At 61.9% G+C, this 26,753-nt stretch carries 29 protein-coding genes and 3 pseudogenes; 15 read left to right on the top strand and 17 right to left on the bottom strand.

Annotation, left to right across the window (positions count from 1 at the left end; all coding sequences use genetic code 11):
* Window positions 1-198 precede the first annotated feature (198 nt).
* The 7 genes and pseudogenes from NF876_RS34010 to NF876_RS33985 form a co-directional block, all read right to left on the bottom strand.
* A complete protein-coding gene (locus NF876_RS34010) occupies window positions 199-1,170 on the bottom strand; it encodes an IS110 family RNA-guided transposase (RefSeq protein WP_262272543.1) in 972 nt (323 codons plus the stop codon).
* A gap of 168 nt (window positions 1,171-1,338) precedes the next feature.
* Window positions 1,339-1,818, bottom strand: coding sequence for a DUF6314 family protein (locus NF876_RS34005; protein ID WP_262272542.1), 480 nt, complete (start codon window positions 1,816-1,818; stop codon window positions 1,339-1,341).
* Window positions 1,819-2,771: 953 nt separating this feature from the next.
* Window positions 2,772-2,918, bottom strand: coding sequence for a non-canonical purine NTP pyrophosphatase (locus tag NF876_RS43675; RefSeq protein ID WP_373696763.1), 147 nt, complete (start codon window positions 2,916-2,918; stop codon window positions 2,772-2,774).
* 102 nt (window positions 2,919-3,020) lie between these two features.
* Window positions 3,021-3,470, bottom strand: a pseudogene (locus NF876_RS34000) (NAD(P)/FAD-dependent oxidoreductase); the annotation flags it as partial.
* Window positions 3,471-3,557: 87 nt separating this feature from the next.
* Window positions 3,558-3,695 carry a DUF1127 domain-containing protein gene (locus NF876_RS33995; protein WP_262272541.1) on the bottom strand — a complete coding sequence of 46 codons (138 nt, stop codon included), beginning with the start codon at window positions 3,693-3,695 and terminating at the stop codon, window positions 3,558-3,560.
* A 29-nt stretch (window positions 3,696-3,724) separates the two neighbouring features.
* Window positions 3,725-4,666 carry a VPGUxxT family thioredoxin-like (seleno)protein, type 2 gene (locus NF876_RS33990; RefSeq protein ID WP_262272540.1) on the bottom strand — a complete coding sequence of 314 codons (942 nt, stop codon included), beginning with the start codon at window positions 4,664-4,666 and terminating at the stop codon, window positions 3,725-3,727.
* A 131-nt stretch (window positions 4,667-4,797) separates the two neighbouring features.
* Window positions 4,798-5,304, bottom strand: coding sequence for a Dps family protein (locus NF876_RS33985; protein ID WP_262272539.1), 507 nt, complete (start codon window positions 5,302-5,304; stop codon window positions 4,798-4,800).
* A gap of 1,135 nt (window positions 5,305-6,439) precedes the next feature.
* Between NF876_RS33985 and NF876_RS33980 the strand changes: the two genes are divergently transcribed.
* From NF876_RS33980 to NF876_RS33965, 4 genes are all read left to right on the top strand, one after another.
* Window positions 6,440-6,835 (top strand): P-loop NTPase family protein, encoded by a 396-nt coding sequence (locus NF876_RS33980; protein WP_262272538.1) that lies wholly within the window; start codon window positions 6,440-6,442, stop codon window positions 6,833-6,835.
* Window positions 6,836-6,998: 163 nt separating this feature from the next.
* Window positions 6,999-7,280 carry a DUF427 domain-containing protein gene (locus NF876_RS33975; RefSeq protein ID WP_262272537.1) on the top strand — a complete coding sequence of 94 codons (282 nt, stop codon included), beginning with the start codon at window positions 6,999-7,001 and terminating at the stop codon, window positions 7,278-7,280.
* A 140-nt stretch (window positions 7,281-7,420) separates the two neighbouring features.
* A complete protein-coding gene (locus NF876_RS33970) occupies window positions 7,421-7,660 on the top strand; it encodes a helix-turn-helix domain-containing protein (RefSeq protein ID WP_262272536.1) in 240 nt (79 codons plus the stop codon).
* A gap of 33 nt (window positions 7,661-7,693) precedes the next feature.
* Window positions 7,694-8,038 (top strand): helix-turn-helix domain-containing protein, encoded by a 345-nt coding sequence (locus tag NF876_RS33965; RefSeq protein WP_262272535.1) that lies wholly within the window; start codon window positions 7,694-7,696, stop codon window positions 8,036-8,038.
* Window positions 8,039-8,427: 389 nt separating this feature from the next.
* Here the strand turns inward: NF876_RS33965 and NF876_RS33960 are convergent, their stop codons facing one another.
* A complete protein-coding gene (locus NF876_RS33960; protein ID WP_262272534.1) occupies window positions 8,428-8,706 on the bottom strand; it encodes a hypothetical protein in 279 nt (92 codons plus the stop codon).
* Between the two features lie 62 nt (window positions 8,707-8,768).
* Here NF876_RS33960 and NF876_RS33955 point away from each other — a divergent pair, with 62 nt between their 5' ends.
* The 7 genes from NF876_RS33955 to pgl all read left to right on the top strand — a co-directional run bounded on the left by NF876_RS33955 (window position 8,769) and on the right by pgl (window position 13,624).
* Window positions 8,769-10,115, top strand: coding sequence for an IS701 family transposase (locus NF876_RS33955; protein WP_262272533.1), 1,347 nt, complete (start codon window positions 8,769-8,771; stop codon window positions 10,113-10,115).
* Between the two features lie 355 nt (window positions 10,116-10,470).
* Window positions 10,471-10,716: a phosphoglucose isomerase-related protein gene (locus NF876_RS33950; protein ID WP_315975104.1), complete on the top strand. Its 246-nt coding sequence runs from the start codon at window positions 10,471-10,473 to the stop codon at window positions 10,714-10,716.
* Window positions 10,717-10,840: 124 nt separating this feature from the next.
* Window positions 10,841-11,515 carry an NAD(P)-binding domain-containing protein gene (locus NF876_RS33945; protein WP_262272532.1) on the top strand — a complete coding sequence of 225 codons (675 nt, stop codon included), beginning with the start codon at window positions 10,841-10,843 and terminating at the stop codon, window positions 11,513-11,515.
* Complete coding sequence (locus NF876_RS43670; RefSeq protein WP_373696765.1) at window positions 11,445-11,870, top strand: hypothetical protein; 426 nt, start codon at window positions 11,445-11,447, stop codon at window positions 11,868-11,870. The genes NF876_RS33945 and NF876_RS43670 overlap by 71 nt, the downstream gene beginning before the upstream one ends.
* A gap of 25 nt (window positions 11,871-11,895) precedes the next feature.
* On the top strand, window positions 11,896-12,729 hold the full coding sequence (locus tag NF876_RS33940) for a Cof-type HAD-IIB family hydrolase (RefSeq protein ID WP_262272531.1): 834 nt from the start codon (window positions 11,896-11,898) through the stop codon (window positions 12,727-12,729).
* Window positions 12,729-12,890 (top strand): hypothetical protein, encoded by a 162-nt coding sequence (locus tag NF876_RS33935; RefSeq protein ID WP_262272530.1) that lies wholly within the window; start codon window positions 12,729-12,731, stop codon window positions 12,888-12,890. Before NF876_RS33940 ends, NF876_RS33935 begins: the two co-directional genes overlap by 1 nt.
* Window positions 12,887-13,624, top strand: a complete 738-nt coding sequence (pgl, locus tag NF876_RS33930; RefSeq protein WP_262272529.1) for a 6-phosphogluconolactonase — start codon at window positions 12,887-12,889, stop codon at window positions 13,622-13,624. The genes NF876_RS33935 and pgl overlap by 4 nt, the downstream gene beginning before the upstream one ends.
* A 175-nt stretch (window positions 13,625-13,799) precedes the next feature.
* Here pgl and NF876_RS43665 read toward each other — a convergent pair whose 3' ends face one another.
* From NF876_RS43665 to NF876_RS33910, 5 genes and pseudogenes are all read right to left on the bottom strand, one after another.
* Window positions 13,800-13,934: a helix-turn-helix domain-containing protein gene (locus NF876_RS43665; RefSeq protein ID WP_373696764.1), complete on the bottom strand. Its 135-nt coding sequence runs from the start codon at window positions 13,932-13,934 to the stop codon at window positions 13,800-13,802.
* Window positions 13,935-14,514: 580 nt separating this feature from the next.
* Window positions 14,515-14,917 (bottom strand): annotated as a pseudogene (locus NF876_RS33925) (transposase); the annotation flags it as partial.
* A gap of 68 nt (window positions 14,918-14,985) precedes the next feature.
* Window positions 14,986-15,111 (bottom strand): annotated as a pseudogene (locus NF876_RS33920) (IS6 family transposase); the annotation flags it as partial.
* 90 nt (window positions 15,112-15,201) lie between these two features.
* Window positions 15,202-15,609 (bottom strand): LysR family transcriptional regulator, encoded by a 408-nt coding sequence (locus NF876_RS33915; protein ID WP_262272544.1) that lies wholly within the window; start codon window positions 15,607-15,609, stop codon window positions 15,202-15,204.
* 634 nt (window positions 15,610-16,243) lie between these two features.
* Window positions 16,244-17,431: an adenylate/guanylate cyclase domain-containing protein gene (locus NF876_RS33910; RefSeq protein ID WP_262272528.1), complete on the bottom strand. Its 1,188-nt coding sequence runs from the start codon at window positions 17,429-17,431 to the stop codon at window positions 16,244-16,246.
* Between the two features lie 189 nt (window positions 17,432-17,620).
* Here NF876_RS33910 and NF876_RS33905 point away from each other — a divergent pair, with 189 nt between their 5' ends.
* Entirely contained in the window at window positions 17,621-17,977 is a 357-nt protein-coding gene (locus NF876_RS33905) for a hypothetical protein (RefSeq protein ID WP_262272527.1), read from the top strand.
* A 343-nt stretch (window positions 17,978-18,320) separates the two neighbouring features.
* On the opposite strand, the gene NF876_RS33900 is transcribed toward NF876_RS33905, so the two are convergent.
* The 3 genes from NF876_RS33900 to NF876_RS33890 form a co-directional block, all read right to left on the bottom strand.
* On the bottom strand, window positions 18,321-19,124 hold the full coding sequence (locus tag NF876_RS33900; protein ID WP_262272526.1) for a DUF1194 domain-containing protein: 804 nt from the start codon (window positions 19,122-19,124) through the stop codon (window positions 18,321-18,323).
* A 141-nt stretch (window positions 19,125-19,265) separates the two neighbouring features.
* Entirely contained in the window at window positions 19,266-20,738 is a 1,473-nt protein-coding gene (locus NF876_RS33895) for an amidase (RefSeq protein ID WP_262272525.1), read from the bottom strand.
* Window positions 20,735-20,953: a hypothetical protein gene (locus NF876_RS33890; RefSeq protein WP_262272524.1), complete on the bottom strand. Its 219-nt coding sequence runs from the start codon at window positions 20,951-20,953 to the stop codon at window positions 20,735-20,737. The genes NF876_RS33895 and NF876_RS33890 overlap by 4 nt, the downstream gene beginning before the upstream one ends.
* 796 nt (window positions 20,954-21,749) lie before the next feature.
* Between NF876_RS33890 and NF876_RS33885 the strand changes: the two genes are divergently transcribed.
* Both NF876_RS33885 and NF876_RS33880 read left to right on the top strand, forming a co-directional pair.
* Complete coding sequence (locus NF876_RS33885; protein ID WP_262272523.1) at window positions 21,750-22,640, top strand: dienelactone hydrolase family protein; 891 nt, start codon at window positions 21,750-21,752, stop codon at window positions 22,638-22,640.
* A 19-nt stretch (window positions 22,641-22,659) separates the two neighbouring features.
* Entirely contained in the window at window positions 22,660-22,980 is a 321-nt protein-coding gene (locus NF876_RS33880) for a PRC-barrel domain-containing protein (RefSeq protein WP_262272522.1), read from the top strand.
* Between the two features lie 47 nt (window positions 22,981-23,027).
* Here the strand turns inward: NF876_RS33880 and NF876_RS33875 are convergent, their stop codons facing one another.
* Window positions 23,028-26,306, bottom strand: coding sequence for an adenylate/guanylate cyclase domain-containing protein (locus NF876_RS33875; protein ID WP_262272521.1), 3,279 nt, complete (start codon window positions 26,304-26,306; stop codon window positions 23,028-23,030).
* 320 nt (window positions 26,307-26,626) lie between these two features.
* On the opposite strand from NF876_RS33875, the gene NF876_RS33870 reads away from it, so the two are divergent.
* Window positions 26,627-26,753, top strand: a 127-nt coding sequence (locus tag NF876_RS33870; RefSeq protein ID WP_262269165.1) for a phage integrase N-terminal SAM-like domain-containing protein, incomplete at its 3' end; no start/stop codon positions are given.

The raw sequence follows: 26,753 nt of genomic DNA, 5'->3' as shown, positions 1-26,753 counted from the left end.
CCCGTCTGACCTCGAACCCGACCTCAAGGCGCAGAAGTCGGCGCCGCTTGCAAAGCTTGGCCATGGCGGTCCTCGTCCGTCATCGGTCTGGTTTGTCCAGAGCCGTTGAGGGATTTAACGCAGGACCTGTCGTATGACGCCGGAGAGCCTCGCGAGCGACTGTATAGACAAAGCTGATCGCAAACTTTGCACCATTGTCTAACACGCCGCCGCCAACTTACGCGCAACGGCGACGGTCGCCTTCTTGCCGCCCACCTTCTTGGCGAGCCGGGTGCCCCAGGCCTTCAGCGCAGACCAGCGCGAGACCCGGTTCAGCAGGATCCCGGCCGCCTCAAACAGATACTTGCGCAGCACCGGATCGCCGCACTTGGAGATCCGACTGCTTCGGTCGATCTCGCCCGACTGATACCGTCGTGGAGTCAGGCCAAGGTAAGCCCCTACACTGGACGAACTCGCGAACCGGTCTGGTGTGTCGATGACACTGATATAGGCCAATGCGACCAGAGAGCCGACGCCAGGAGCCGTCATGAGCCGCCGAGCCGCTTGGTCCTGGCGCGCCAAGCCCATAAGGCGACGGGAGAGGATGCCGATTTGCCGGCTGACCTCCTGCAAGGCGCTCAGAAGTGCCTCAACCGCATCCTTCAGTGGCCCATCGGCCACCAACTCACGCACGCCGTCGATGAAGGGCTGACGGCCTCCCTTGCCGGCCACCAAGCCGTAGGGCTTGAGCATGCCTCGGATCTGGTTGATCAGGTCCACGTGCACCTCCACTAAGGGAGCACGTGAGCTGAGGAAGCTACGGATCACTTGGCTGTCCAGGCTCTTGACGGTGACTTCCCGGTACCAGCCGGTGCGCACGATCTGAGCCAGCCCAAGCGCATCATTGGGATCGGTCTTGTTCACCTGCAGCGACAGCGCTGCCTTGGCATGGCGCGCATCGAGGCAAATCACAGGCAAGCCGCGCTTCCTCAAGTCATGCCAGTGCCAGGTCGACAAAGGGCCGCTTTCCAGGCCAATCCGCTCCACATGCGGGGCTCTAGCTTTAACGACGGCCGCGATGGCTTCTGGCGTCGAGGCGCACTTACCACGCCAGAGCGCCTTTCCATGCTCGTCAACAATGCAGACGGCTGTCTGCTCCAGCGATACATCCAACCCGACATACTGCTTCATGAGGATACTCCCCGTTGGCTTCCAGTTTGGGCCTGATCACATCAGACCTTACTTTGCCGTCGAAGGGCACCAGGCCCGGAATAACCCCATGTTGCATTAATTTCGTGAGACACAAGGCAGAGCATGTTTGCTGGTTCGACTTGCTACCCGATCTTGTGAGCTGATAAGTCAAAGGAACAGAGCCCTCTGAGCGGTATAATGCGTCGTCATCGAGTAGTCTTTGGCAGGGCCGCGAACCACATGGCGAACAACAAAGGAACCTTCTGTATGGAAGTCGTACCGGCTTTGATAGTGGTCGGCCCCGCAGATGTGGAGGGCCACCCCGGCCCAAATCTGGTTCTCTTCGTGGAGAGCAATGCGGTGGAAAACTCGGGGCGGATCTTCGGCATAGAGCACCGTAAAGCCAGCAAGAGATTTCTCAAAGTGATAGCGACGCGTCGCCTTGAGGATCTGTCCGTCAGGGAGATGAAGCCATCCTTGCTCTAGGTAAGAGAGACGCCCGTCTCTGCCGCTTGTAAGGGCCGCGCTGCCACTCACTGTTCCATAAGGTATGATATGCCGCTTAAAGCGCCATACCCCGGCCAGCCGTCCAAAGACCTCATCACGAGCGCCCCATAATCCGACTTCACGGCCCAGCGCCGCGCTCATAGTTTGCCGCTCCGAAATGTCTATGAAACCGGGCGCGTTGCGGCATGAGGATCAGCCAACGGACTACTTGAGCGGTATCGGTCCAGCATGCCTTGCCTATTCTCAACCGCTTCTGGAGAATGCTATCGGTGGCGTTTGAGAATCGACATTGGGGCGAATCTTAGATCACGAAACAGCCGTTTCGCGCGCCGTTCTGCGCTTGTCGCAGAAGACCTGAATTGTGAATTGTTATTTACATTCTTGGGTATGAATAGATTTCGAGTCAAATCGCGTGGGATCGAATTCGGCACTGTCAAATCCCTCTCTTAGCCAAGCCCTGGGTATGTTTCACGAACATACCGCACGCCGGCAAACCTGTTCATAGAACACAGAGGTGCGTAGGCGCAATGCGCCATCCGAAATAGCTGCCCACAGTTGCATCACAATGTGGCGCGGCATAACTCCGGCGTCAGGTAGTAAGGGCCGCCGAACACAGCGCAAGGCTATGTTGAGGTTAAGACATTCCCTTTCTATTTATTGTGCCCCATCCTTGAGGACGGGTGCTGTGAATGCGCCGGGTCGTAGATTGCAATCACGTAATCGATGGCAAAGTCTGGGAACTGGTGCTCAGAATCGGGCCATCAATATTCTTACAGAAGGTTGGTGTTTTTCTGCTACGGAGGCCGAAACGAGCGGCGCCGCTTGCCCGCGCTAGTGGGTCCAGTCGGACGAAACTACACAACCAATGGCACTATGCCTTCGGATGAGGCGCCCACACCTTGATGTGATTGCCGTCATGTATCATGTCCGCATACATTCGAAAGTGCGACATGGCGATGGGCTTGCTGTCCTGTTGGCCTCGTTGCGTTTCCTCCCCCAAACTTGGGCTGCTGGCAACAGTAGCCCATTTCTTTGACCCGGGGATGAAGGCGGCCAGACATCTTTCAGGGCTTCACCGCGTAAACAACATCATGTCAGCGGGATTGCGGTCGTCTCTTTGCCTCGACTTCAGCGACTATGCGTTTCTCGCCGGCAGGAATGAAGGTGCTGTCGTAGCCGAAGCCTTCGCCTCGCACCGCAGTTGCAAGACCCCCCTCAGCCGTACAGTGGGCATGTTCCACGTGGCTCTGTTGCGTCAACTTATCAACCCACAAGATCTGCTAGCAAGTCGAAGCAGCAAACATGCTCTGCCTTGTGTCTCACGAAGCTAATGCAACAGAGCCCGCCCGGACGCGGTCACGGCGATGACCGACCGTGACCTTGGCGGCAAGGTTCGACAGATAGAGCGCTTCCTCAACGGCCGTGCTGCCGCCGCCGACCACCACAACTTCCTTATTGCGGTAGAAGAAGCCGTCACAGGTCGCGCACGCTGAAACCCCGTACCCGTTGAAGATCCCTTCCGACGGCAATTTGAGGCAGCGCGCCTGCGCCCCCGTTGCGACGATGAGGGCGTCAGCGATGTACGTGTCGCCGGAGTCGCCCACGGCTCGGAATGGACGCTTGGAGAAATCAACGGATTTGATGGTGTCATACACCTGAGTGGTGCCGACATTCTCCGCCTGCTGCCACATCTGCTCCACCAACAGCGGCTTGCGGTTGGCGCGGGCCGCGTAGATGGAGGCGGTGTAACCGGCAGGTCCGGCCTCGATGATCAGGACCTCGGTGCGACGTATGGTCTTAGCGTAATCCGAAAAATCGTCGATAGCGGATGCAAGCACCCTTCGGAAAGCACGGGAGCCGCTGCTTCCGCATGCGAGGATCTACGCGGCGGTATCAACGTCGTAGCGGGAGATGCCGAGATCGTCGAGCTCACGATCGCTGAACTGCCTCAGTTCGCGGATAGTCTCGCGATAGCGCCGATAAGCGCGGAGCTTGGACAAGATGAAGGCGACGAACATGGGAATTCTCCTGGTGGCGACAACCATGATCACACCTCCTTGCCTACAGGCCCAAGCAGCGCCAGAAGCGACGGCCAGCTCTGGCGAATGTCCTGGCGATAGGCTTCATCCCCGCTAGACCGCTGCAATTGCGGATTGGCAAGCCACGCGGATTGCTGCGGGCTGAGCAGGTCCGGAAGCGAACTACGATAGGGCACGGCCAGGTTGATCCGCGTACGCTGAGCCGGCGTTAGAGGCAGATGGCGGGCCGCATTCTTGCGCAAGTAGAACTGCGGTTCACGGTCAAGCTCGAAACCGCTGCTTTCGATCGGACCGAATCCTTCCGCACGGGCATAAGCATCTAGATCGGATCTCGAGACCTCCCGCGGATCGAAACGCACCTGTACCACCTCCTCGCCATCGACCCATCCGGCATCGGTCGTGATTACCGCTGGATGCTGGGCAAGGCTCGTTTCGCCCGACCAGAAGCATGGCGTCCTGTAGGTGACACATGTGCTGAGGCCATACTCGACCAGGAGGTCGCGCCCTAGCAGCCGGAAGTATCCGGGGACATTGTCGCCGAGCACCTTGAGAACAGCGGTAATTTTTTCGTGGAGCGCCAGCGCGTCGTAGCGATCCGCCAGCTTCGACAGGAGCTCGGTTCCATCAGGCCCCTGAAACCGCACGACGGGATTGTTCCACGATGGCTCGTTGTACCGGCGCAGGAGTTCGGCGTCTGCGCCGGGATGATTGTTGAAGATCGCCACGGGCACGAACCGATCGGCGATCAGTTCCACCATTAGCGGATGCGTGAGAACGTCCTGCCCAAAGCGCACGCACGTCGAACACCCGGGCACTTCCTGAAACAACAGCAACACCGGTTTGCCTTGATCGGCCGCGAGCGCCAAGGCGCGGTCGTGATCGCGCAGCCACTTGATATCGCCGAGCTCACGATGCTCGCGGAAGGAAATCCCATTTTTCTGCAAGCCCATAATATTGCTCCGCCAATACACAGTACAACAAGCGTGGCCCCTCTCTGCCCCATGACGTTTGCTTCCGGCAAACAGGGTTCGACCCGAGCGGCATCTGCTTGAGGCCTACGGCACGACGCATTTGTTGATACTCAGCGCGGCCGAGCGGCTTGTCGCAGGATCCACGATCTCTTCTCGGCAGCGGCAATATATCCGTCTAAAAGACTTGCCGTGGCAATATCCTCCAGTTCGCCGCAGAGCTTGTGGACCTTTCGCATCGAGGTCGCCAGTGCATTGTTGTCTTCCATGAGCTCCGCGAGCATTGCATCCGCCGCCACGTCCTTGGCTTCGTTGTCCGCGATGGTGCTCAATCGCGCCGCCTGCCCCAGGGAACGGATGGTCGTGCTTCCGGTCGCACGGACACGCTCTGCGAGCGGGTCTATTATCCCGAGAATGTCACACGCCTGCTCGTCCAGCATGAGGTGGTAATCCCTGAAGTGCGGTCCGCTAACATGCCAGTGGAAGTTCTTGGTCTTCAGGTAGAGCGACAGAGTGTCTGCAAGGACTTGGTTGATCCTCCCGGCGAGGGTTGTGGCCGAATTCCGCTCCTGCCGCACGTCTTGTTCACCGTTCGGTAGTTCTTTGACGTTTGTCGTCATGTTGGTCGTCCTTTCAGTTTGTGCATATGTTGTCGTTCTGATCGACAGATTAAGGGCTGATTTCGCTCCACCTGTGAGGACTGTCCGGTCATCTCCCCTGAAGAGGTAAGTAGTATCTGCGGTCACTCGCGACGATCGGCTGGTCACCGTCGGAAGCGTCACATGATCCATTGTGCTCATCGCAGTAGCCGCTGGCGACAACTCGAACTTATTCAATCGGATCGTGAACGAGGTGAGCCGCGCCCCGACGGGAGAGGAATGAGGCCAGACCTCCTGAGACGAGAATAGATCCTCAGGCGAGTCTCGGCGTGTATCGGCCGCTGAATGTGGTCCCTCGACTTGAGTCGGCGAATCTGATCCCAACGGCCCCGCCATCAGGACCGACGATCCAGGAAACATCGTAGGTAGTGTACTCCGACGGCGGCCAAAACGACTGGAACCGCCCGTCATCGTCCACTTTCCATTCTCCAGACGACCGGATCCCCATCTCGGTGTATACGGTGCGCCCGTCGGGGGTGAACACCTGCGTGGCGCCGTTGGCATATGTAAGCGGCGCTCGAGTCAGCGCGGCGGCAATGTCGGCCGGGTTGATACGGTCGCCGTCGTTAACAGCGGGTAATTCTGTAGGGGACATCTCTTCGTTCTTTCGAGTGGGTGTCTGTCGGGCGCTCGCGCGCCGACCAAAGGATGCGAACCACAGGTGGCTCGGCGGATTTGGCCAGGCGAGAGTTTCAACTTTTGCAGGATGGGTCCACGTGTTCAATCTAGAGGCTGTTATCCTTTTTATAGCGACTGGTAATTGGCCCATGACGAAGAAGGGGAATCCCGTCGAAAGGTGAACCGCACGGCCGGCGCCTGGTCGAGCCAGCTTTATGAACGCGAAGCTATCGACGTTGCTTTCCGACGCATCGATTCAATAGCCAGAGGTCATTGGACCGTGGAGGTTCGCGTTTCTAATCTTAGGTTGCGTGCAAAGGACAGCCCAAGATGAAGAATTACAGCAAAAATCCCGAGGCGGTACCGAAGCTTAAACCTTAACAGTATGTCGTCACTCAGGATCAGCGTGCTGAGCGCTCATTCCAGAACGAATACTCGGACAGCAGGTAACCGAGGCTCTACGTGGAAATGACGCCCGATGAGCCGCTATTCGCGTCTGCCGCTAAGTTCGACAGCGGCATCGGTTGGCCGGACCCCGCAAACTCAGAACTACTCGCACCTCGCCAACAAGACGGGGCGGCAGAACATCACCGAGGCGCTGATCACCGTGCGTGGCCAGTCCCCTGTGGAGGCGATCGGACCGCCAGATGCGCTCCTGTGTGAGACCGGCCTACTGGACAAGGCCGAGTGCTATCCCGCCACGGCTTCCGCCGGACAGGAGCAGCGGATCGGTATCGGCCGTGCGGTGGCGCTGGACGCGGGTCCAATGTTGTTCGATGAACCCGCCTCAGCGCTCGATCCAGAATGGGTGGGCGAAGTACCGTATCTGATGCTTCGCCGAAGGCGGTCAGACCATGCTGGTCGTGCCTCATGAGATGCAGTTCGCTCGTGACATCGCGAACCGCGCGATCTTCATGGATATTGGTCGCCAAGAGCATTTTTTTCGGGACGTACTAGGAGCCGCGCAGCCGTGAGTTTCTGTGGGGGCTTCCTGAAGCATCACAATCTAGAGCTCATATCAACGAAGGGAACGAGAAATGGTAATTGCGAGATGGAACGGCACGGTGATAGCGGAATCGGACAAGACCGTTGTCGTGGAAGGCAACCACTACTTTCCGCCTGAGGCCGTCAAGACGCAGTACCTAAAGTCGAGCGACACCACCAGCCGATGTCCGTGGAAAGGTGTTGCGAACTACTATTCACTCATCGTGGATGGCAAGATGAACGAAGACGCAGCATGGTTTTATGCGTACCCCTCAGACGCTGCGTCCGCAATTAAGGGCCACATCGCATTCTGGAAGGGTGTAGAGGTAACCTGATGCGGGGGCATGATCGGGCCAATCCGGACCCCATAGGCTTCTCACGAGTATTCTAATCTCCTGCGCCTGTGCGCGTCCTAATGATCTTCATGGAGGTGGTGTAACATAGGGCGGTGTCTATCCTCGTGAGGAGGTGCGCCATGGATGAGGACGTGTGGCGGCCCACGCATTTGGCATCCGAGCAGATGGAGGAGCAGCGTCTTGCAGGCGCGACGCTGTTGCGCCAGGGACAGCTCTCCCAAGCCGAGACCGCCCGGCAGCTGGGGGTGGGCCGCCCCGGTGTCTGCCGCTGGGCCGCCACCCTCGCCCAGGAGGGCCCGCACGGCCTGCAAGCTCGACCCATTCCAGGACAACTCTCCCGCTTGGATGAGAAGGCCTGAATCCGCTTGGGCCGGCTCCTCGACTGAGGTGCCGTGGCGGCGGGCTTTGCCACCGAGCGCTGGACCCTCGCACGCATCGCTGCTCTGATCGAGCGCGAGTTCGGGGTGCACTATCATCCGCGCTCCCTGGAGCGGCCGCTCAAGGCGCATGGGTTCAGCGTGCAGCGTCCCGCCACCCGGGCCAAGGAGCGCGATGAACTCGTGATCGCGGTCTGGCCCAAGCGGGAATGCCAGCCTATTCGCCAGAGCGCAACCCGGAGAAGCAATGCAATGCCCTCGTCAAATGCGCCATGGCGAACGCTCTGCCCGGGTCAGTCGCTGATCTGCACCGTCTGGCCCGCCGTGAATTCTGTCGCTTGCAAGGTCAACCCGAGATGATTGTCAGCTTCTTTCGGCACGCAGGCCTCTCTGTTGCAAGCCTTCCGTGAAGATCATTAGGTCAACGATCCAACACTTCTCGCCACCTGCTCCGCTTTGATGGCACTGATTTCATAGCCTATGGTCATTGGATCATGAGCCTTCGCCGCTCTACCTCTCCTGCAGCGTGGAAGAGGTCTGAAGATGAGGACGTACGGGAAGCCTGTTCACTTTCGTGACCAATTACCGTCGCCGCTTTTGGGGTGGCAATTGTCAGGTACTCGCGAGGTCGAGCGATCCCGGGAGGCACAGGCCGGCAACACGTCTCGCGATCACCATCCCCTCACACTGATACAATTACTTCATTCTCTCTTAGCTGGACTTTGGCCTTTTTTGAGGGCGCCGGAGGATCAGACGTGGATCCAAAACGCACGCTCTGAAGCGATGTAGTCCAAGGCCCGCTCCAGGGTCATGGTGGGCGTGCCGAATGGGCCAGGAGCCTTCCACCGCTCACCGTTCCACCACAGCACCTGAACCTTCTCGGGATCGTCGGTCGGGCGCAGCCGTGCGACAGGCGCTCCGGTGCGCCGGCTCAGCAGCGAGTAGCCGCCGCCGCGCTTCTCCACCACCAGTTCGTGCGCCTGGCAGAAGGCTTCGAGCCCCTCCAGGATGAGATCGCGTTCGGGCATGGGCCGGCCATCTCCGCGGTCGGGCGTTGATCTGTCGGTCATCTCATCCGTCAGAGCGCGCTATGATAGCTCCCGCACCCGCTCCTGTCCTCCTCCGGTGGTTCGCCCCCTTTGCGAGCGCCTTCACCGCGCCGACCTTGCGCGGCGTGCTCGTGCTGATCGCCGGCGCCATCCTGGCCCCCGGGCGGCGGACCGTCACGGCCGCCCTGAGCATCCTGGGCCTGCGCGAGATTGCCACCTTCACCACCTTCCATCGCGTGCTCAACCGCAACCGGTGGGCGCCGCGCGATCTCGCGGGTCGGCTGCTGCATCAGCTCATTGCGGCCTTCGTGCCTGAGGGGCCGGTGGTGATGGCCATTGACGAGACCATTGAGCGCCGCTGGGGCGCCAAGATCAGGGCCCGCGGCATCTATCGCGATCCGATCCGGTCCAGCCATGGTCATTTCGTCAAAGCCTCAGGATTGCGCTGGATCAGCCTGATGCTGCTGGCGCCGATCCCCTGGGCTGGGCGGGTCTGGGCGCTGCCGTTCCTGACGGTTCTCGCGCCCTCGGAACGCTCTGCCCTTGAGAGCGGACGGCGGCACAAGCTGCTGACGGACTGGGCGCGCCAGATGCTGCTGCAGGTCGCCCGCTGGCTGCCTGAGCAACAGGTCGTCGTTGTCGCTGATATGAGCTATGCGGCCATCGAACTGCTTGAAGCGGTGCGGCGGCACCTGACGGTGATCACCCGCCTGCGGCTCGATGCGCGCCTGTTCGATCCGCCCCCGGCACGCCAGCCCGGCCAAAAGGGGCGGCCGCGGGTCTCAGGCGCTCGTCAGCCCACCCTGACGCAGCGGCTGACCAACCCTGCGACCCGGTGGCGGCAGGTCACCGTGACGAACTGGTACGGGGAACAGGACCGGCGGCTTGCGATCGCGTCCGGCACGGCGCTGTGGTACCACCCGGGCAAGAGTGTGCCGATCCGCTGGGTGCTGGTGCGAGACCTCGCGGGGGAGGTCGAGCCCCAGGCTCTGCTGTGCACGGATCTGGCAGCCGATCCAGTTGAGGTGCTCACTTGGTTTGTGCGGCGCTGGTCGGTGGAGGTGACGTTTGCGGAGGTGCGCCGCCATCTCGGCGTGGAAACGCAACGCCAGTGGTCGGACAGGGCGATCGCCCGCACCACCCCAGCGTTGCTCGGCCTGTTCTCGTTGGTGACGATGTGGGCGGATGAGGTTCTCAACGAAGGCTGGAAGCCACGATGCGCCGCTTGGTATGTGAAATCTCACCCGACCTTCAGCGATGCTCTGGCGGTTGTGCGTGCCAAACTGTGGGGCGCCAGTTTTGACATGTCCCGGCAGGACCGGGAGCAGGTGAAAATCCCACGGGCGCTGCTCAACCGCCTCACAGAAGCCGCATGCTTCCCCGCCTGAAAGTGCCAAACTCCAGCTTAGTGCGTAAGCCTAACCCGCATTGGTCCGCGATGGCTTGCAGATCGACGTCTGCGGCGACGGCCGTCCGACGTCTTTGCCCCTAACATGGAATCTTGCCAATGAGATCGGATTACTGACCTTGTCGTCATGCCGTTTCGGCAGGCGGTTCCATCACGCCGTTTTCTCTTCGCTTTCGGCTTACACCCCCGCGACCAGAAGGCTCCGCGCGATCGGACAACCCCTGTCGAACAAACTGCGGAACGCCTCCGACATCATCGTTGGGGTGCACGATAACGATCACAGATCAAAAATGGTCCCTCCACGGCGCTGGGCCAGTCGAATGCAGTAGAACGACTTGCTCGATATTTTGACGCCAGCGACGCTCGGCCGGCTCATTGCGCTCTATGAGCACAGCGTGTTTACACAAGGAGCGATCTGGGGGATTGATTCGTTCGACCAGTGGAGCGTGGAGCTCGGTAAAGCGCTCGCGCAGCAGATCATTCCCCAGCTCGAGAGCGCGACGGGGCCCGAGCTTCAACATGACAGCTCCACCAACGCGCTGATCCGGCGCGACCGGAAGCTGAAAGGCATCGTTCGATGACGATGCTCAAAGGGGATAAGCCGGCCGATACTCGAGTAAAACTTCCGCCACTGGCGGGCGCCGTGCGCCGTTCACTGCGCTTTCGCCGGTTCACCCATGCAGCTTGGCTCCGGAGGGCTTCCACATGCAGCTCAGGACGATCGGTCTTGGCCGGATTGGAGCAGATATAGCCGGCCATCTTCGGAACGGCAGCCACGAGTGCGTTGTATACGACAGGTTATGGGCAGCGGTTCAGATGCTCGTCGAAGAACGCGCCGTCGGCGCTGTCTCGCTTGAGGAACACGCGCGGCCGTTGACGAAACCGCGCCTAACCTGGATGACGGTAACGGCCGGAGCGGCCGATGAAAGCATCTCGACCCTGTGGCCGCATCCTAAGCAGGGCAAAATTCTGATCGACAGCGGAAAGTCCTACCACACCGATGATGGGCGGTGGACGGCGGCAATGGAGCCGCCGATTCCATTTGACGCGGATACCGTCAGGGCAAAGAAGGCCGAGATCATCAAGGCGATCCGGCCGATTGGCGAAGCAGAAGCGTCGCGTAACGCCGTACGCCGCCAATGCGGAGCCGATTCGGTTGCAAACAATCCGGCTGCTTATCGACACGAGCCCGGCGGAGCGCCCGACTCGATTACTGAGACCTTCGTCGGCTGCAAGCTCAACGTGTATAGCTGGCGCTGCGTCCGTCTATCTTCGCACCGGCGAATACAGGAGGCGGCGGAAAACGAAAATCGCGATCTGGTTTTGGCAAGCCCCTTGCTCCTTGTTTCGCGACACAGATGTCGAGCGAATGTATTCTGACTGGATGATTCTACACATCCAGCCTGGTGAAGGCGTCGCGCTGGACCTCGCGCCCAAGCGCTCCAGCCCGTCCGTTGGCCCGGGTAATGTCAAGCTCGAATTCGCCTATGCCGACTCTTTCAGAGCGATTTGTGCCGCCGGATACGAGACGCTGATCTACGACTGCCAGATTGGCGATGCTACCCTGTTCCAACGACAACAATATCGAGGTCGGCTGATGAGCGGCCCAGCCGATAAACGACGCGGGGGCGGGCGAAGCTTCGCTCCACGTTCCACAGTGTGCCGCCGGCAGCAGTGGTCTGGCCTCAGCGGACGAACTGCTCGTTCGAGACGATCGCGTGTGGCGACCCGTTAATTGATTGGAAGAAAGGAAACCACCGGTGGGCGAGAAGCGTAAGATTTCCCTGGTCATCGCTGATGTCGATGGCACCCTTGTCACGGAACAGAAAGTTCTGACGAACCGCGCGCAGGCCGCCGTTCAGGCGCTCCGTGGGCACGGCGTCCGCTTTGCGATTACCAGTGGCCGGCCGCCACGTGGCATGGCGATGTTACTCGGGCCGCTGGCGCTCGACACGCCTATCGAGGGCTTCAACGGTGGGATCTTCGTCAGCCCTGACATGACAGTCATGGAGGAGCACCTGCTCGCCCCCGACACGGCGCGCCATGCGTTCGATCTCATCCGAGCGCGCGGCATGGACGCCTGGGTCTATACCAGCGACCAGTGGCTCATTCGCGATCGCGAGGCGCCGCACGTCGCGCGGGAGGAGTGGACGGTCAAGTTTCCGCCGACGATCGTCGACGATTTCGACGAGGCGCTGCACCGCGCCGTGAAGGTCGTTGGCGTGAGCGACGATTTTGACCGCCTCGCATGCGTCGAGAAGGAGGTGCAAGTTGCGCTCGGCGCATTGGCGTCGGGCGCCCGCTCGCAGCCCTACTATCTCGACGTCACGCATCCGATGGCAAACAAAGGGGCCGTGGTCGAGACGCTATCAAAGTTGCTCTCCATCCCAACGGCAGAAATCGCCGCCATCGGCGATCAGCCGAATGACGTGCTGATGTTCCGCAAGAGCGGCTTCAGTATTGCCATGGGCAACGCCGGGCCGGACGTAAAAAAGCAAGCGCACGCCGTCACCAATTCCTACAACGACGAAGGCTTCGCCAAGGCGATCGAGCAGCTCATCCTGAATCTGGCGCGAGCCGAGGACGCGCGATGATGTCGATCCTCGTGGCGCCCTCGATCTGCACCGACGCTTGCTGCCGGCTCAACGAAGAGATCGCCGACGCGAGGCTCGCCGTCGCCATCTTCGGGTACGCCGATGCGACCAGCGCCATCGGTGACGAGCGTTCTCCGGGATCGGGAAAGGACCACCTATGACCGCGTTTTCCACGGCCACGGTTGAAGTGTTAGCCGATGCCGAGGCTCTGGCGCGCCGCGCAGCCGACTGGCTCCTGGCCGCCGCACTGGCGAAGCAGGATGCCTTCACGATTGCCCTTTCCGGGGGCTCGACCCCGCGCCGGCTCTATGAGTTGCTAGCGGCACCTCCCTACTACGACGCCTTTCCGTGGAGTCGGACGCACTGGTTTTGGGGCGATGAGCGCTTCGTGCCGCACGACAGTGCCCAGAGCAACTTCCGGATGGCGTGCGAGACCCTTCTATCCCGGATGCCCATTCCCGCCGCCAACGTTCATCCTGTTCCGACCAAAGGTCTGACGCCCGAGGAAGCCGCGGTCGAGTACGAGTGCACCCTCCAGTCCTTTTATGGCGCGACAGTGCTGACACCGAAGCGGCCTCTGTTCGACGTGGTCCTCCTAGGCCTGGGAGCAGAGGGTCACATAGCATCGCTCTTCCCCGGCACGGCAATTCTCGAAGAGCGCCGGCGATGGGTCGCCTCGGTCGTCGGGGCTAAGCCCGAGCCGCGCATTTCTCTCACCTATCCGGCGCTCAACAGCAGCCGACAGGTCGCATTTCTGGCTGCCGGCGAATCGAAGCGCGAGGTTCTTGACCGGCTCTTCCGGGGCGATACTTCATTACCGGCGGCTCGGCTGCGGCCGCGAGGTGAACTCCGCTTCTTCCTCGATCGCGCCGCGACCCCGGCACATCACCCGTGACGCTTCCCGTTACGGGCCTACGCGGTGCGATGAAACATCCTGCGTTCGAAGACCCTACCTCTTCGGCGCGCCCGAAGTGGCGCTGGCCGACATTGTTGGTGAAACGAACCGCTTCTGTAACATCTCGGCGTTATAGTAGTGTCGCTTAGGCTCTGACATTCTCCTCGTGCCCTCGTCACACGATTCCCCAAGCCCGATACCGTGTTCGACTTGTAAGTTCGCGTGTGAGCGCGCCACCTAACTGCGCCAGCATCAGGTTGACGGCCTTCGAGGTCACTTTCAGCAGTTTGGCCGTGAGCGGAACCCTCACAAATGGGCGCGGCAGGAACAAGTCCACCAATTACGGCAACTTTGAATTGTTGCGCGGTTGTGCGGTGACACGGCCCATCAGCTCGCGAGCCAGTGTGAGCCGATCCACATCCTTGTGAGCGATCACAAGCGCCTCTTCCAACATGTGACAAAAGCCTTCCAGCTTCTCCTCGGCCCCTTCCCTTTCCTGCCCTGCGGCCGGAACTTCGATTGCTTGAACCCGGCAGCCAGCGGCAGCAAATGCGAGGTCTACCCTCGCGCCCGGAGGATGGCGGCCGCCATGACCAGCCCGAGCCACGGCAGGCGGGATAGAGGTTGAGATCCAGCCATGCATTCCAGGCCACTGCCGCTGCCGCGATCGCCGGCCAGTGGCTGGTCCGCTTGACCAGATCGAGCCAAAGGTCCTCCGCCTCCGCCTCATCTTGATCCGGGTCGTACACGAGGTGGGAGCGGCTCTTAGGGAGCGGGGTCTCGCCGGCGAGCACCTTACTGGCCCGGTCGAGCAAAGCGTCGATCTCGGCGAAGTGCGCCTTCCATGGATCGGCGTCATTGGCAAACTGCGGGTACGACCGGGACGGCGCTCAAGCGCCGGCGACCGACACGGCCGATCGATAGACCTCTCCCTTGGGTAGGAGTGCCCAGGCGATCCGGGCCGTCTTGTTGGCCAGAGCTACCGAGACCAGCCGCACTGGCCTTTTGCTCAGGAGGCTGTTGATCCAAGCTGCGTCCGCCGCGGTCTTCGTACGGGTGTAGCGAATAACGGCGGTGGCGCCGACCACCACAGCAGCGTTCGCAGGTAGCCATCGCCATCTTGGAGATCCGCCCCAACCACTCCTAGTCGCTAGACGAGTTCGGCCGCGGCGTTAGTCCCAGCCAAGCCGCAAACTCCCGGCCGAAGCGGAAGAGGGATGGATCTGTCACTGTCGTTGCGATGCTCATAGCGGTGATAAAGCCCACGCCTGGGATCGTCTCGAGCCTGCGGCTCTCCTGGCGCTATCGATGCCAAGCCAGGAGTCCGGCCTCAAGCGCATGGATCCGCGGCTGCAGATCCACCACTTCAGTCCCCATTGTCGCACGGTTTCATGGCTGACCAGGATGCCGCAGGCGGCCAGCATTTCCTCGACCACCCGCAGACTGAGCGGGAACTGAAAATAGAGCCAGACAGCATGGCTGATCACTTCAGCCGGAAAGCGATGGCGGGCATAGCGAGAATGACGGGTCTCCTTCGTCCCTCACCTATGGCTCCCGGTGGTCACCACCGGGTTAACCTAACGATGCCGGTTCTCCAGGTCGGCCGCGCTGGCATCGACAATCTCGAGCTCAATCCCGGGGTGTCGCGCCTGGAGACCGCTGACGAGGTCGACGAGTTCATCCGGCTGGATCGTGCACATCACTCCGAGCTTCAAGGTGGTTTTCTTCAACTTGGCGAAGTTGAAGGCCTGCTGTTTGGCTGCCTCTGCCTGGCCATGGACCTGCTCGAGATGCGGCTTCACCATCCACCCGAGCTCCGACAGGTGGGTGTTGTTCCGCTCCCGATGGAACAGAACGCCCCCAAGTTCCTCCTCGAGCAGCTTGATCGCTCGGGTCAGGGAGGGCTGGGCGACATTGCAGCGCTCGGCTGCCCGCGTGAAGTTGAGATCTTCGCAAACGGCGAGGAAGTACCGGATCTGGTGCATCTCCATGAGATCCTCTCCATTGGCTGATCGATGGCATTCTCAGGCTACCGCGGATCAGCCCGCTGCGGTGATAGCTTCTGGTTATGGAATCGAGGCTCACTCGCCATTTCCAATCTGTCCGGGCCTGACCGACCATGAAGCTACCGCATTGCGCTGGCTCCACTTGGGTGCCTCTGTCGCTAGGCACTTTGTCGTGATATTCCTGATTTTGGAGCCGCTATAGCCATCTTGACGTGAGACTCTGAGGCTTGAAATCTCAAGTTAAGTGCCAATGTAAGGCCGCTTCGGGAATCTCCTTGCCCTCCTCCATTCCGGCTAACGTGATGATCTTCTTGGCATTGATGCACGATTGAACACTCTGATCGTTTCTTGATCAGCCGGGCTCAAACCATTCCAAATTTAAGCAACGTTTGTGGACCGGAATCTCACGTTAACTGCCCAAAGCCGACGAGAATCTCAGATTAAGTGCCCAAACATTTGTCTCAGCACCCAAGCTAAAGCACTTAAATGATTAGATCGCCTGTCTCAGGCCAAAATGCCCAGTGACACTACTGGTGAAGTCCGACTAAGTGGTGCATCCGGTATGTGGAGGGTGACACTCCTCCGCATGCATGAGGAGGCTGCCCGTTTACGGCTAGCTGACCTGACCGGCAACCACGGCAAAGACCTCGTGCTCTCCGTCCAACCCTTTGAGCTCGAAACGGCCTAGAGTTCGGGTGCGCGTGCCTGGTAGGGCGGAGGCGAAGGTCCCGGAGCACACAATCGTCTCGCCGCTCGCCTTGGCGATCCCCTCCAACCGGCTGACCATGTTCACCGCCGGCCCGACCACGGTAAAGTCCAAGCGGTCGAGGCTGCCGATATTGCCGTACATCACCGATCCCACGTGCAACGCCGCGACGAAGGGCGGCAGATCGCTGGCGCGGGCTGTCGCGATCGCATGCGACACGGCCCGCACAGCCGCCGCACACGCTGTCCAGCGGCCGTTCTCGCCCACCCGGAAGATCGACAGGACACCGTCTCCCAGGAACTTGAGTACGTCGCCGCCCTCCGCTCGCACGGCATCCGCCACGGCTTCGAAATAGCGCCCCAGCGTGATCAGGAGTTGCGGCGGTGATGACGTGAGCGAGAGGCGCGTGAACCCGCGCATATCCGTGAGCAGGATGGCCGCTTTGGTCTCGACGATATCGCCGCGGCGGATCGCGCCGGCTTGCACGCGCGCTGCCGGGCCCTCGCCCAGGAAGGTCGCCAGCAGGCTTGCAGTCGAGCGGCGCATGGCGATGGCTTCCAACGCGGCCGAGAGGGGAACAGCGAGGTCCTTGATCAGAGCGATGTGGCGCTCGGCAAACCCGCTGGCGTTCCGCGTGGCGAACATCGCCCCCTGGACAACCCCGTTGCCGAAGGCCACCGGCACCGCGAGATAGTCTGTAAAGCCGGCACTCGCCAACTCATGGAGGACGGTGTGATCCTCCGGATCAAGTTGATCTAGCTGCCGCCGGAGCCAGGTCCCGGTCTCGATGACATGCTGGGCCGGGCTGCCGACATAGGTAGCGGTATCGAGGTAGGCATGTGGGATGGTGAAAATCTTAGCCTCCATCCCCGGCTCCCAGAGGATGCCCCAGGCGGTCAGCAGCGGGTTGTCGACCCGCATTGCGATGCGCAGCCGGTGCAGCGGAACGCCCATCGCGGTCAACCGCTGTGCCAACCCGGAGGTCACCGCTACCGCGTCGCCGGTGAGGCGCCCTGGGCCGATCAACCATGCGGCAAGTTCTTCCGTCTTGCGCGCCCAGGCGTCCGAGGCTGTGGTTCCGTGCAGTGGCATCATGGAGCCGATCCTAGACCAAACGTCGGCGCGACGCACCTGCCCTCCCAAGCCGCCGCCGACAACTCATGGCGCGTCCGATCAGCACTCCAGCAGGGTTTAACCGCGTGGCGGGCAAGCGGGGAAATGATCATGAGCCCCTACCAGCTTTGCCGCACCGCGGAGGGGTTCCTCATGGCTGGTGATCGGAACATGGCGCAGGCGCTGCTGGAGGAGGCTTTCACCTCGCAGGAGCAAACCGGCGAGTATTGGATCCATGCCGAGTTGCTACGCCTAAGAGGCGAACTCCGGGCCATGGAGCACAGAGTTGAGCAGGCAGAACAGGATTTTAGCGAGGCTCTCAGCACGGCCCGAGACCAGGGTGCCAGATGGTTCGAACTGCGGGCCGCAACCGGACTCGCCCGCCACTGGCTCGGACTAGGCCGAGGCCAGGCGGCTTATGACCTCCTCAGCACCGTTCTTGACGGCTTCACCGAAGGATTGGGCACGTTTGATTTCCAAGCCGCCAAAGCCCTGCTCGCCCTCTGTCAGGTGGATGGAGAAAGATGATCCTCAAAGAACACCCACATGAGGTGTGGGTTCGGCCCGAGCGCAAGGATGACCTTCAACGTCCGCACCGGGTTCACCCTGAGAAATCGCCTACCCCATTCGGAATGTCTGGTGGCCCTGTCCGTAGCGGCCGTTGGCTCAGACAGACTCTGTGGGCGCGCGATCGTTCCAGAACCCAGCCAAAGGCGGTCTTCCGAAAGCGCACTTGAACATGATCGTGAATGCCGCCAGGTTCTCGTAACCCAGATCCATTGCGAGCGTGGTTCACGTGTTCGCCGGCAGGCAGGCGCGGCATGGCGCACAGCAGACTGGAAGATCGTCTTTCCCGAGCCCCGGGACCAGGTCATCTCCCTGCCGGTTGGTGTCTCCGCTGTTCGCCAGCCAGACAGTTCGCCGATGAGACGGCCTGGGCAGGCTGAACGAGCGAATGAGGCAGGGACTGATCGGTGATCTCCCGGATGATCTTGGCCTTGATAGCCTCGATGAACTGCGCCTTCTCCTGCACCGGAATCAGGAAGGCTCCTGGGCCTCCAATGACACAGTCGCGGAAGTAGAGGTCGAGGTCCTCGATATCCCAGAGGCTGCTGGGCCGCGTCAGCATGATTGGCAGACCGTTGATGGTGACGCCATGCGCCAGTGCCTCGTCACGGGCCTGGGTCACGGTTCGGCCTGTGTTGTTGGCTCCGTCACCCGAGACATCGATCACCTGCCGATCCGCCTGCAGACCGCTCTGACGAAGCTGCCGGACGCCAAAGTCGATGACCCCTGAGATGGACGTGTAGCTCATGCGGTGGACAGGACTCTGCAAGAGCCGCTCCGCAAAGGCCAAGGCATCGGCGGGCTGCTCGATGACGGTCCAGGGGGCGATAATCTCCTGATCGAACGCTCCGGACCACTCGATGTAGACTACGGCGATGCGCCCCAGCATGCCCTGGCGGATCGCCCGATGGACCTCGGGGGACTGGAACGCCTCGGCGAAGCCGTGTCGTTGGAGGTCCTGCTCCTCCGGCTCCATGGAAAACGAGACATCGACTGCCAGCACCAGCGCGAGATCGACCCGGGTTTCGGCCGGAGCCGCTGCCCCGTTCCAGAGCGACATCCCGCCTGCCAGCAGCAGCGCGGTCATGACGTGCGGTAGGTTCAGCATCCCAAGTTCCCGTTCCGCCAGCGTTTCGTCCGGGGTGCTTTCGTACACACTGAACTTGAGCAGCGGCCGAACGGGACAATCCCGGCTTTCGTGTCGATGTCCAAAACGAGCACTCGCGAGATGCGAGAGCTGTCAATCGGCCTACCCTGCTGCCGTCGCAGCGCTGCCCTCAGCGGGCGACGCAATGTGAGGTTCAATGCCCCAGGAGCGCACCGGATCGCCGAGCAGTTCCTCGAGAAAGCGCCCGACGGCAAGCACGTTCTTCTCCCCATTCAGCGGCCCAACGATCTGGACCGCGATAGGAAGGCCATTGGCGCTGGTTCCGACAGGCACGACGAGCGATGGGGAACCCGTGATGTTCGACAGAGCATTGAACTGCGACACAATTCGGCGAACCGGATATTCGACGCCGTCCAGGGCAATCGTCGTGTCCCCGTTGGGATAGGTCGGGCCGACATTGGAGGGCAGCAGCATCACATCGAAGCGCTCGAAGAGCGAGTGCCACTCTCTCCGAAAGTCAGCTTGGGCATTGAGGGCCCGCAGAACATCCATGCCGCTGATCGTCTCGCCCAGGCCCGCCCAGTCGAGGAAAGGGCGACCGTAGAGCGCGCGCCGGTCCCGGTGGCGTTCGTGATAAAGCCAAACTGCCACCGGCATCAGGGTCACGTGCAGGATGTCGGCGACATCGAGGAGCCTTACGAAGCCGAAGTCGATGCGCCGCATTCCAGCGCCGATGAGCGCGTCGCCGGCAGACTGGATGAGCTGGAGTGCCTCCGGAAATCCGAACCCGAACTCCGGGTTTGTCGGAATTCCAAGGCGAAGGTGCCGCGGGTCCGCGGACGCGGCGCTGACGTAATCCTCTGAAGGGCGAGCGAGCGAGTAGGGATCCTCCGGATCCCAACCCGCCATCACGGTGAGCGCCGCGGCGACGTCGAGGACCGAGCGACCGAGCGGACCGACGTCATCGTGCTCGGGGCTGACCGGAATGACCCCGTGACAGGAGACGCGGCCATGAGTGGGCTTCAGACCGACGACCCCACAGACCGCTGCCGGCCTGCGGACCGAGCCGGCCGTGTCAGTGCCGAGCGCTACTGCGCCGAGCCCCGCAGCCGTCGCGGCACTGGCCCCGCTCGACGATGCTCCTGCGTGGTAGCCGATCCGACGAGGGTTCTCGACCCTGCCGAATGGGTTGTCGTGATCGGGCTCGCCGAAGGCGAATTCATGCAGATTGGTCTTCCCCACGATCACCGCACCACCGGCTCGCAGCAATCTCACCACCGTGGCGTCTTCGGTGTCGGGCGAAGCATCCATGAGAACGCGTGAGGCTGCCGTCGTGCGCGAGCCTCGGACCTTCATGATGTCCTTGACTGAGACAGGCACGCCGTGCAGCGGGCCGAGATCGGTGCCGGCCCGAAACATGGCCTCTGCTGCCCGCGCCGCGGCCATCGCTTCCTCAGACAGCACGGTGATGTAAGCCTTCAGGACCGGATTGAGCCGTTCGATCCGGCCGATCGTAGCCTTCGTCATATCGACCGGGGACAGGTGCCCGCTCCGATAGAGCCTGCCAAGTTCGATGGCCCCAAGGGCACAGAGTTCTGCTTCGACGTCGCTCATCGCACAGTCTCCCTGATACAATCGGGCCAGCTTGCCTGTCCGATCTGACATAAACCTGTACCTGTGGCTTTCTGGCCGATCGCGGCGGCGGCGGCAGTCATGGCCCTGGTGATGGAGGCGGCATCATCCTTGGGGATTTCGGCAGTCAGTTCAGCCGCGATGCCGGAACCGGAGAACGCGAACGCAACCGGCGCGGGAGTGCAGAGCCGATTCATGGCTACCCTCCTGTCGTGAGCGACCGGCCGCCCACTCTACCGCTAAAACCCAGATCGCAGAAGGATCAACCAGTGCATCAAGGATATCGTCGGGCAGGTTCTCCTGAACGAGGAACCGGGCGGCGCGAGGCCGCTTAGGCACCCCTGGACTACCTCCTGCGACGAGAGCCGGAGGCGCTCAGCCTCAACCGTCGCCTGCCATGATCGCATCGGTTCCCTGACGCGGGTATCTGTCCTTTACCATCCCGGATGAGCACCAGTCCGGTGCACTCGTCATCATTCCGGTGCCCCACTGGAAGGTTCGCAACACGATGGCGATCATCCGGTTCCGCGACGCGGCGCTGAGCCCTTCTGCACAGCAGTTCCTGAACCTGCTGTGCACCCGCTGGGCTGGCGACGAAATGTGCTGAGGAGAGCACCAACGAGCATCCATGAAATAGACTCCTGAATGTCGCCTTTGGGTCGAGGCCGTGTGAAAACGCTGACGGGCCGCTCTCCGGGGCAATTTTATGTCTTACAGACGCCCGTGGACCGGAAAATCCTCGGTACAAATGGACAAGTTTGTACAGATACTTTGCCGCGATCAGCCTGCTTTGAGTTTTCACACAAGCTTGGTCAGACTGGGTCTTTAGGCGCGGCCATGTAGCGGTCTGCTTACCACGCAAATGCGGGTATTCGATCGTACTTCCGCCTCATGCCGAAGGTGGACCTTCGCTTGCAGGACTTTCCGCTAGGTCTTTGATATACTGGCCGGGCTTACAAGGCGAACGACATTTCAGAACTTCGGGAGGCTATCATGCTTCTCAACCAGGTCCTGCTTCTCGCTGTCAGTTGCCTCTCCTTCATGCCCTTGGGCTATGCTGCTGAACTGGTGAATTTCGAAAGCGCAGCTGTTCCACTGAGCGAATTCCAGCAGAGGCGGGCACAGGCAAAAGGCGAGGTCCTCCAGCCCCCTCGTGGCGATGAGGTCCGAGCATACGTCGTCAAGCCTCCCGGCAACGGTCCGCATCCGACTGTGATTTACCTCCATGACTGCGGCGGCTTGCCGCCTGAGGTGAAGACAAGCGAATTCGGCGCTCAAGGGAGCCTGGCTGAAACCTCACGCGAGGCATTCTGGACCCAGCGCCTTATGTCCTGGGGCTATGTGGTGGTGCTGGTGGACAGCTACGGCTCCCGTGGCACCAAGGACACCTGTGCCGACCCGACCTTCGACGCCACTCGTGTTGCCGATGCCTATGGGGCCCTTGCCTATGTGGCGACGCAACCCTGGGCGGACCCACAGCGCATCGGCCTGCTGGGGTTCCAGACCGGCGATGTCTGGCGGATTCCGGCGCCTGCGGACACCACTGCCTTCATCGTCGGGCCTGAGCGGTTCAAGGCTGCGGTGGCCTTCGTCTATTCCCCACTTTGCGGCATGAAGTCCCGCATGGCGGCTCCAACCCTCGTCATCAATGGGATCACTGCTCCCGATGCCGCTGAGAGATGTCCTCGCGTCACCGCGCAGCAGTCCGCAGGTGGAGCGCCCGCCGAAGAGAGGGTGACCCCCAACCTGTTCAAGAACTTCGAGCCCAACTCGCCCATGCCTGACAAGACGACGTTCTCGGAATGGCTCAGGTCAGAACCCCAGAACGCCGAGATGGCGGCGGCTCAGGTGAAGGATTTCCTCGCTCAGCATCTCAAGCCGTAGTCATTGAACGGAATCGAGGATGAACCAGGCCAACCACTTGAACACCCTTGTCGGGGATGATCAGATCAGTGGCACAGCCATCTTTGACCCTCAGGGCCGGCGGATCGGTGTCCTTCAGCGGCTGTACCGGGAGGCGGAGGGCGGACGCCTCGTCTATGCCGACGTTGCCGTGGGTGGCTTCCTCGGTTTCGGGATGCGCTGCTACGTGTTTCCGTGGGAGAACCTGGCCTTTGATCCTGTGCTGCATGGGTATCGCGTCAGCCAAGCCGAAATGGACCAGATCGCCCGCATTGACAAACCCTACGTTTCGCCCAAGCGGCTCCTTCACGGCAGGTGGTAGGGGTCGGCCCGGCTGGACGTGGTCCTCAAGGACACGGCCCATGGCTTTCATCGGATGGATGGCGCATGGCATGACAGACCCTCCATCAATGCCTTCGCCCGTTGCAGATCGTCGACGTCGAACCCCTCGGTGAACCAGCCATAGATGGGTGCCAGGATGTCATGAGCCTCCGCCTGACACCTGCGCTCGCGCAGCATCTGCGCCAGATCGCAGGCAGCCCGAAGTGCCCACATCCACGCCCCCTGCCCCCGCGCGATCTCCAGGGCCTTGCGGTAGCTCCATTCGGCCTCGTCCGCGCACCGTATATGCAGGAGCAATCCGGCGCGGATGCGGTGCAACTCGGCATCGAAGAACTGACTGCCCGTGTCCTCTGCCCAGACCAGGGACTCCCCGATGACCTGGAGACCCTCCTCGGGCGCCCCCCGGCGGCCATAGGCCCGCGCCAGCACGCCGTCGTGCAGCGGGCGTGCAAAGCCGGGCTGCGGATGCCGGCGCTTGTACTCCATCTGCTCCGGGTCGTCGTGCAGGGCCACCGCCACAAGACGCTCACGCAGAGCCACTTGGTGCCGCAGTCCGGCCAGGCCCCACTCCGTGGCAACGGCCATGGTCGCCTCGTTCGCCTTTCGGACGCTGGCCCAATCATCCATCAGCTCGGCCAGGTGACCTGACAAGTGCACCGCATGAGCGGTGCTCAGGTGATGCCCGCCGCGATAGCCGAGAGCGACGGCCTCGGCCACCGCCTGCCGGGCCTGATCCGGATAGCCCCGGACCCACAACACGCATCCGCCGATCACCAGCAAGTGCGGTCCGGGATCATCAAACTGCTCGATCAGGGCCGCAGGCCAGGGATCCTTCTCGTAAAGGCGCATTCCTCGCTCGAAGTGCTCCTGCGCCTCCACGAACTTGCCGAGCTTGTAGCGCGCGTTCAGCAGCGTCTTGTGACCATCGATCTGGAGAATGCGATCATTCCGAGCATCGCCCAGCGCCAGGAGCTCGATGCCGAGCTTCTCGGCCGTGCGCAGCTCCGCCTTGTTCACATGGAAGAAGAAGAGCCCGACCAGGATCGGGTGCACCAACTGCTCGTCACCCAACTCCCTGCAGAGATCCCGCGCCCGGTACAGCGCGGTCCCGACCTCGGGCGCCGAATAGCCCTTGGCACTGGTGGCGGAGTTTCCCAGGCGCACCTGCAGCCGCAGTTCGTGCTGGTCGCGCAGCCCTGGGTCGGGGATGAGGCTGACCATATCGAGACCTCGAATGCAGTGCGCGATCGCCTCCTGATGTGCCTGCCGGCGCGCGGCATCATCCGCGGCACGCTGCCAGTAAGGAACGGCGCGCCCAGCAAGCCGAGCCTCGCTCAGGTGGTGAGCGATGAGCTCGGGCTGGCGGGTAACCACATCGGGAAAGCGTTCGAGAACGTCGGCGACCCTCCCATGCAATTCCTGCCGGCGGCTCTTGAGCAGGCTCCCGTAGGCGGCGTCCCGCACCAGCGCGTGCTTGAAGGTGTAGGTCGCGTCGGGCGGTGTGCCGCGCATCGAGACCAGTCCGGCCGAGATGAGTTGCCCGAGCGCCGCACCCAGCCCGGCGCCGTCCTGAGGGTTGATACCGGCCAGCACGTCGTAGGTGAACTCCCGGCCGATCACGGAGGCCTGCTGGGCCACGGCCTTTGCGGCCGGAACCCGGTCAAGGCGCGCCATGAGGCTGTCGTGCAGGGTTGCCGGGACGGCGCCGGCCTCGCGCTCCAGCACGGCCTTGGTCAACTCCTCGACGAAGAGCGGCACGCCGTCAGTCCGCTCAACGATCTGCTGGAACGTGTCTGCCGGAAGCTCCGCGCCCCCTGCAATCGCTTCGGCGAGCTCAGCGGTCTGGTGCTGCGACAGGCCGGCAAGCGGGAGCACCATGACGTCTGACCGCGTGCGCCATCTGGGCGAGAACTCCGGCCGCGAAGTGATCAGCAGCATAACGCGCTCGGAAGCCACACGGTCAACCAATCGGTCCATCACCTCGAGGGTCGTCGGGTCGGACCAGTGGGCATCCTCGACCAGCAGGAGGAGTGGCCGCTGCCGGGAGAGACCGAGCAGATACCCGATCAACGCCTCCATCGTCAGTTCCCGCTGCTGGCCCAGATCGTATGGGGATGGCCCGTAGCGATCAGGCATGGGGAGCGAGAGCATGGCGGCGAACACCGGTGCAATCGTTAGAACCTCATGCGTCGCCTGAGCCAGGAGGATCTCCAGCTTCACCAGCCGCTCGCCCGCCGGGTCATCCTGCCGGAAGCCCGCATCCCGCTCGATCCGCTTGATGAAGGGATACAGGGGCGAACTGCTGAAGAAGGGTGAGCACTGGCACTGCACGTCGGTATGAGGCTCTGACCGTAAGTGGTCGCGGAACTCGCGTACGACCCGCGACTTGCCAATCCCTGCTTCGCCGGTCACCAGCGCGACCTGACCGTTCCCACCTCTGGCCTGCTCCCATCTCAGCGCGAGCACCCGAAGCTCCTCAGTTCTCCCGATCAGAGGCGTGGTCCCGGCCCCATGGGCCTCGAAGCGGCTCTCGACGGCGCGGGTGCCGAGCACCTGCCAAGCCTCGATGGGAGCGGCAAAGCCCTTTAGGTGCTGGGGACCGAGATCGGTGAGATTGAACTCGCTGCCGAGCAGGCGCCGGGTCGCCGGCGCGATGACCACCGCGCCTGGCGCCGCAAAGGTCTGGAGCCGCGCAGCCAAGTTCGGGGTCTCGCCCACCACACTCCGTTCCTGAGACGGACCGGCACCGATTAGGTCCCCCACCACGACTACGCCCGTGGCAATGCCGACCCGGGCGCACAGCGGATCCACTCCGGACGGAACTGAGACACGGGCCACCTCCTCGGCCAGGGCAAGACCAGCGCGGACGGCCCTGATGGCATCATCCTCGTGAGCCTGCGGATAGCCGAAATACGCGAGCACCCCGTCGCCCATGTACTTCGCCACGAACCCCCCGCACTCAGCGACGGTTCCAGAGCAGGCTGCATGATAAGCGCTGAGGACGGCGCGGTAATCCTCGGGGTCCAGCTTGCTTGCGAGGGCAGTCGACTCGACGAGGTCGCAGAACATCACCGTCAGTTGCCGACGCTCCGCTTCCACACCGCTGTTGGCAGGGTTAGCCAGCGAGCGATCGAGATGTGAAATGGCATCGAGGAGTTTCCGACGGTGGCCGACCGCATGGACGCCGAGCTCCTTTAGGTCATCGCCAGTAAGCCGCGGCAGGATATCTGCATCCACGGCATTGTCGCGGAACGCCTGCTCGTACTGCGCCAGCCCAAGGCTCCGTAGCCACTGCGCGACATCCACGTCCCGTCTCCCGCCGAGAGGCCGCAGCTTGCCGAGAGGATACACCGAGGCCGCTCATGCAGCGAGCGCCATCATGGGAGGTCATCAGGTGATAGGGTGTTACGTTGAAGCAGTTGGAGGTGGGGCTGGGCGGGCGATGACCCACTTCCCTTTACACAAGCCCACTACGGAACGTCTCGTCAGGGTCAAAGGACTAAACCGCTACCGCGGTAGGCTCTGCCGGCTCTGTCGGCGTCTGGAACGATCATAGAGGTCACGCTGGGACGTGTCCGGCCTGAGAATGGAGAGGTTTCCTCCCCCCCTCAGGACAGGAGCCTCCGATGACCCACGCGTCCGTCAGCCCTCTCCGTCAGCGCCTGATCGACGACATGACGATCCGCCATTTCGCCCCACGCACCCAGGATGCTTACATCCGCGCCATCCGCCGCTTCAGCGCCTTCCTTGGCG

This window comes from Microvirga yunnanensis (assembly GCF_025460875.1).
Note: the sequence above shows the minus strand (reverse complement) of the source record. Positions and strands in the feature narration are given on the sequence as shown.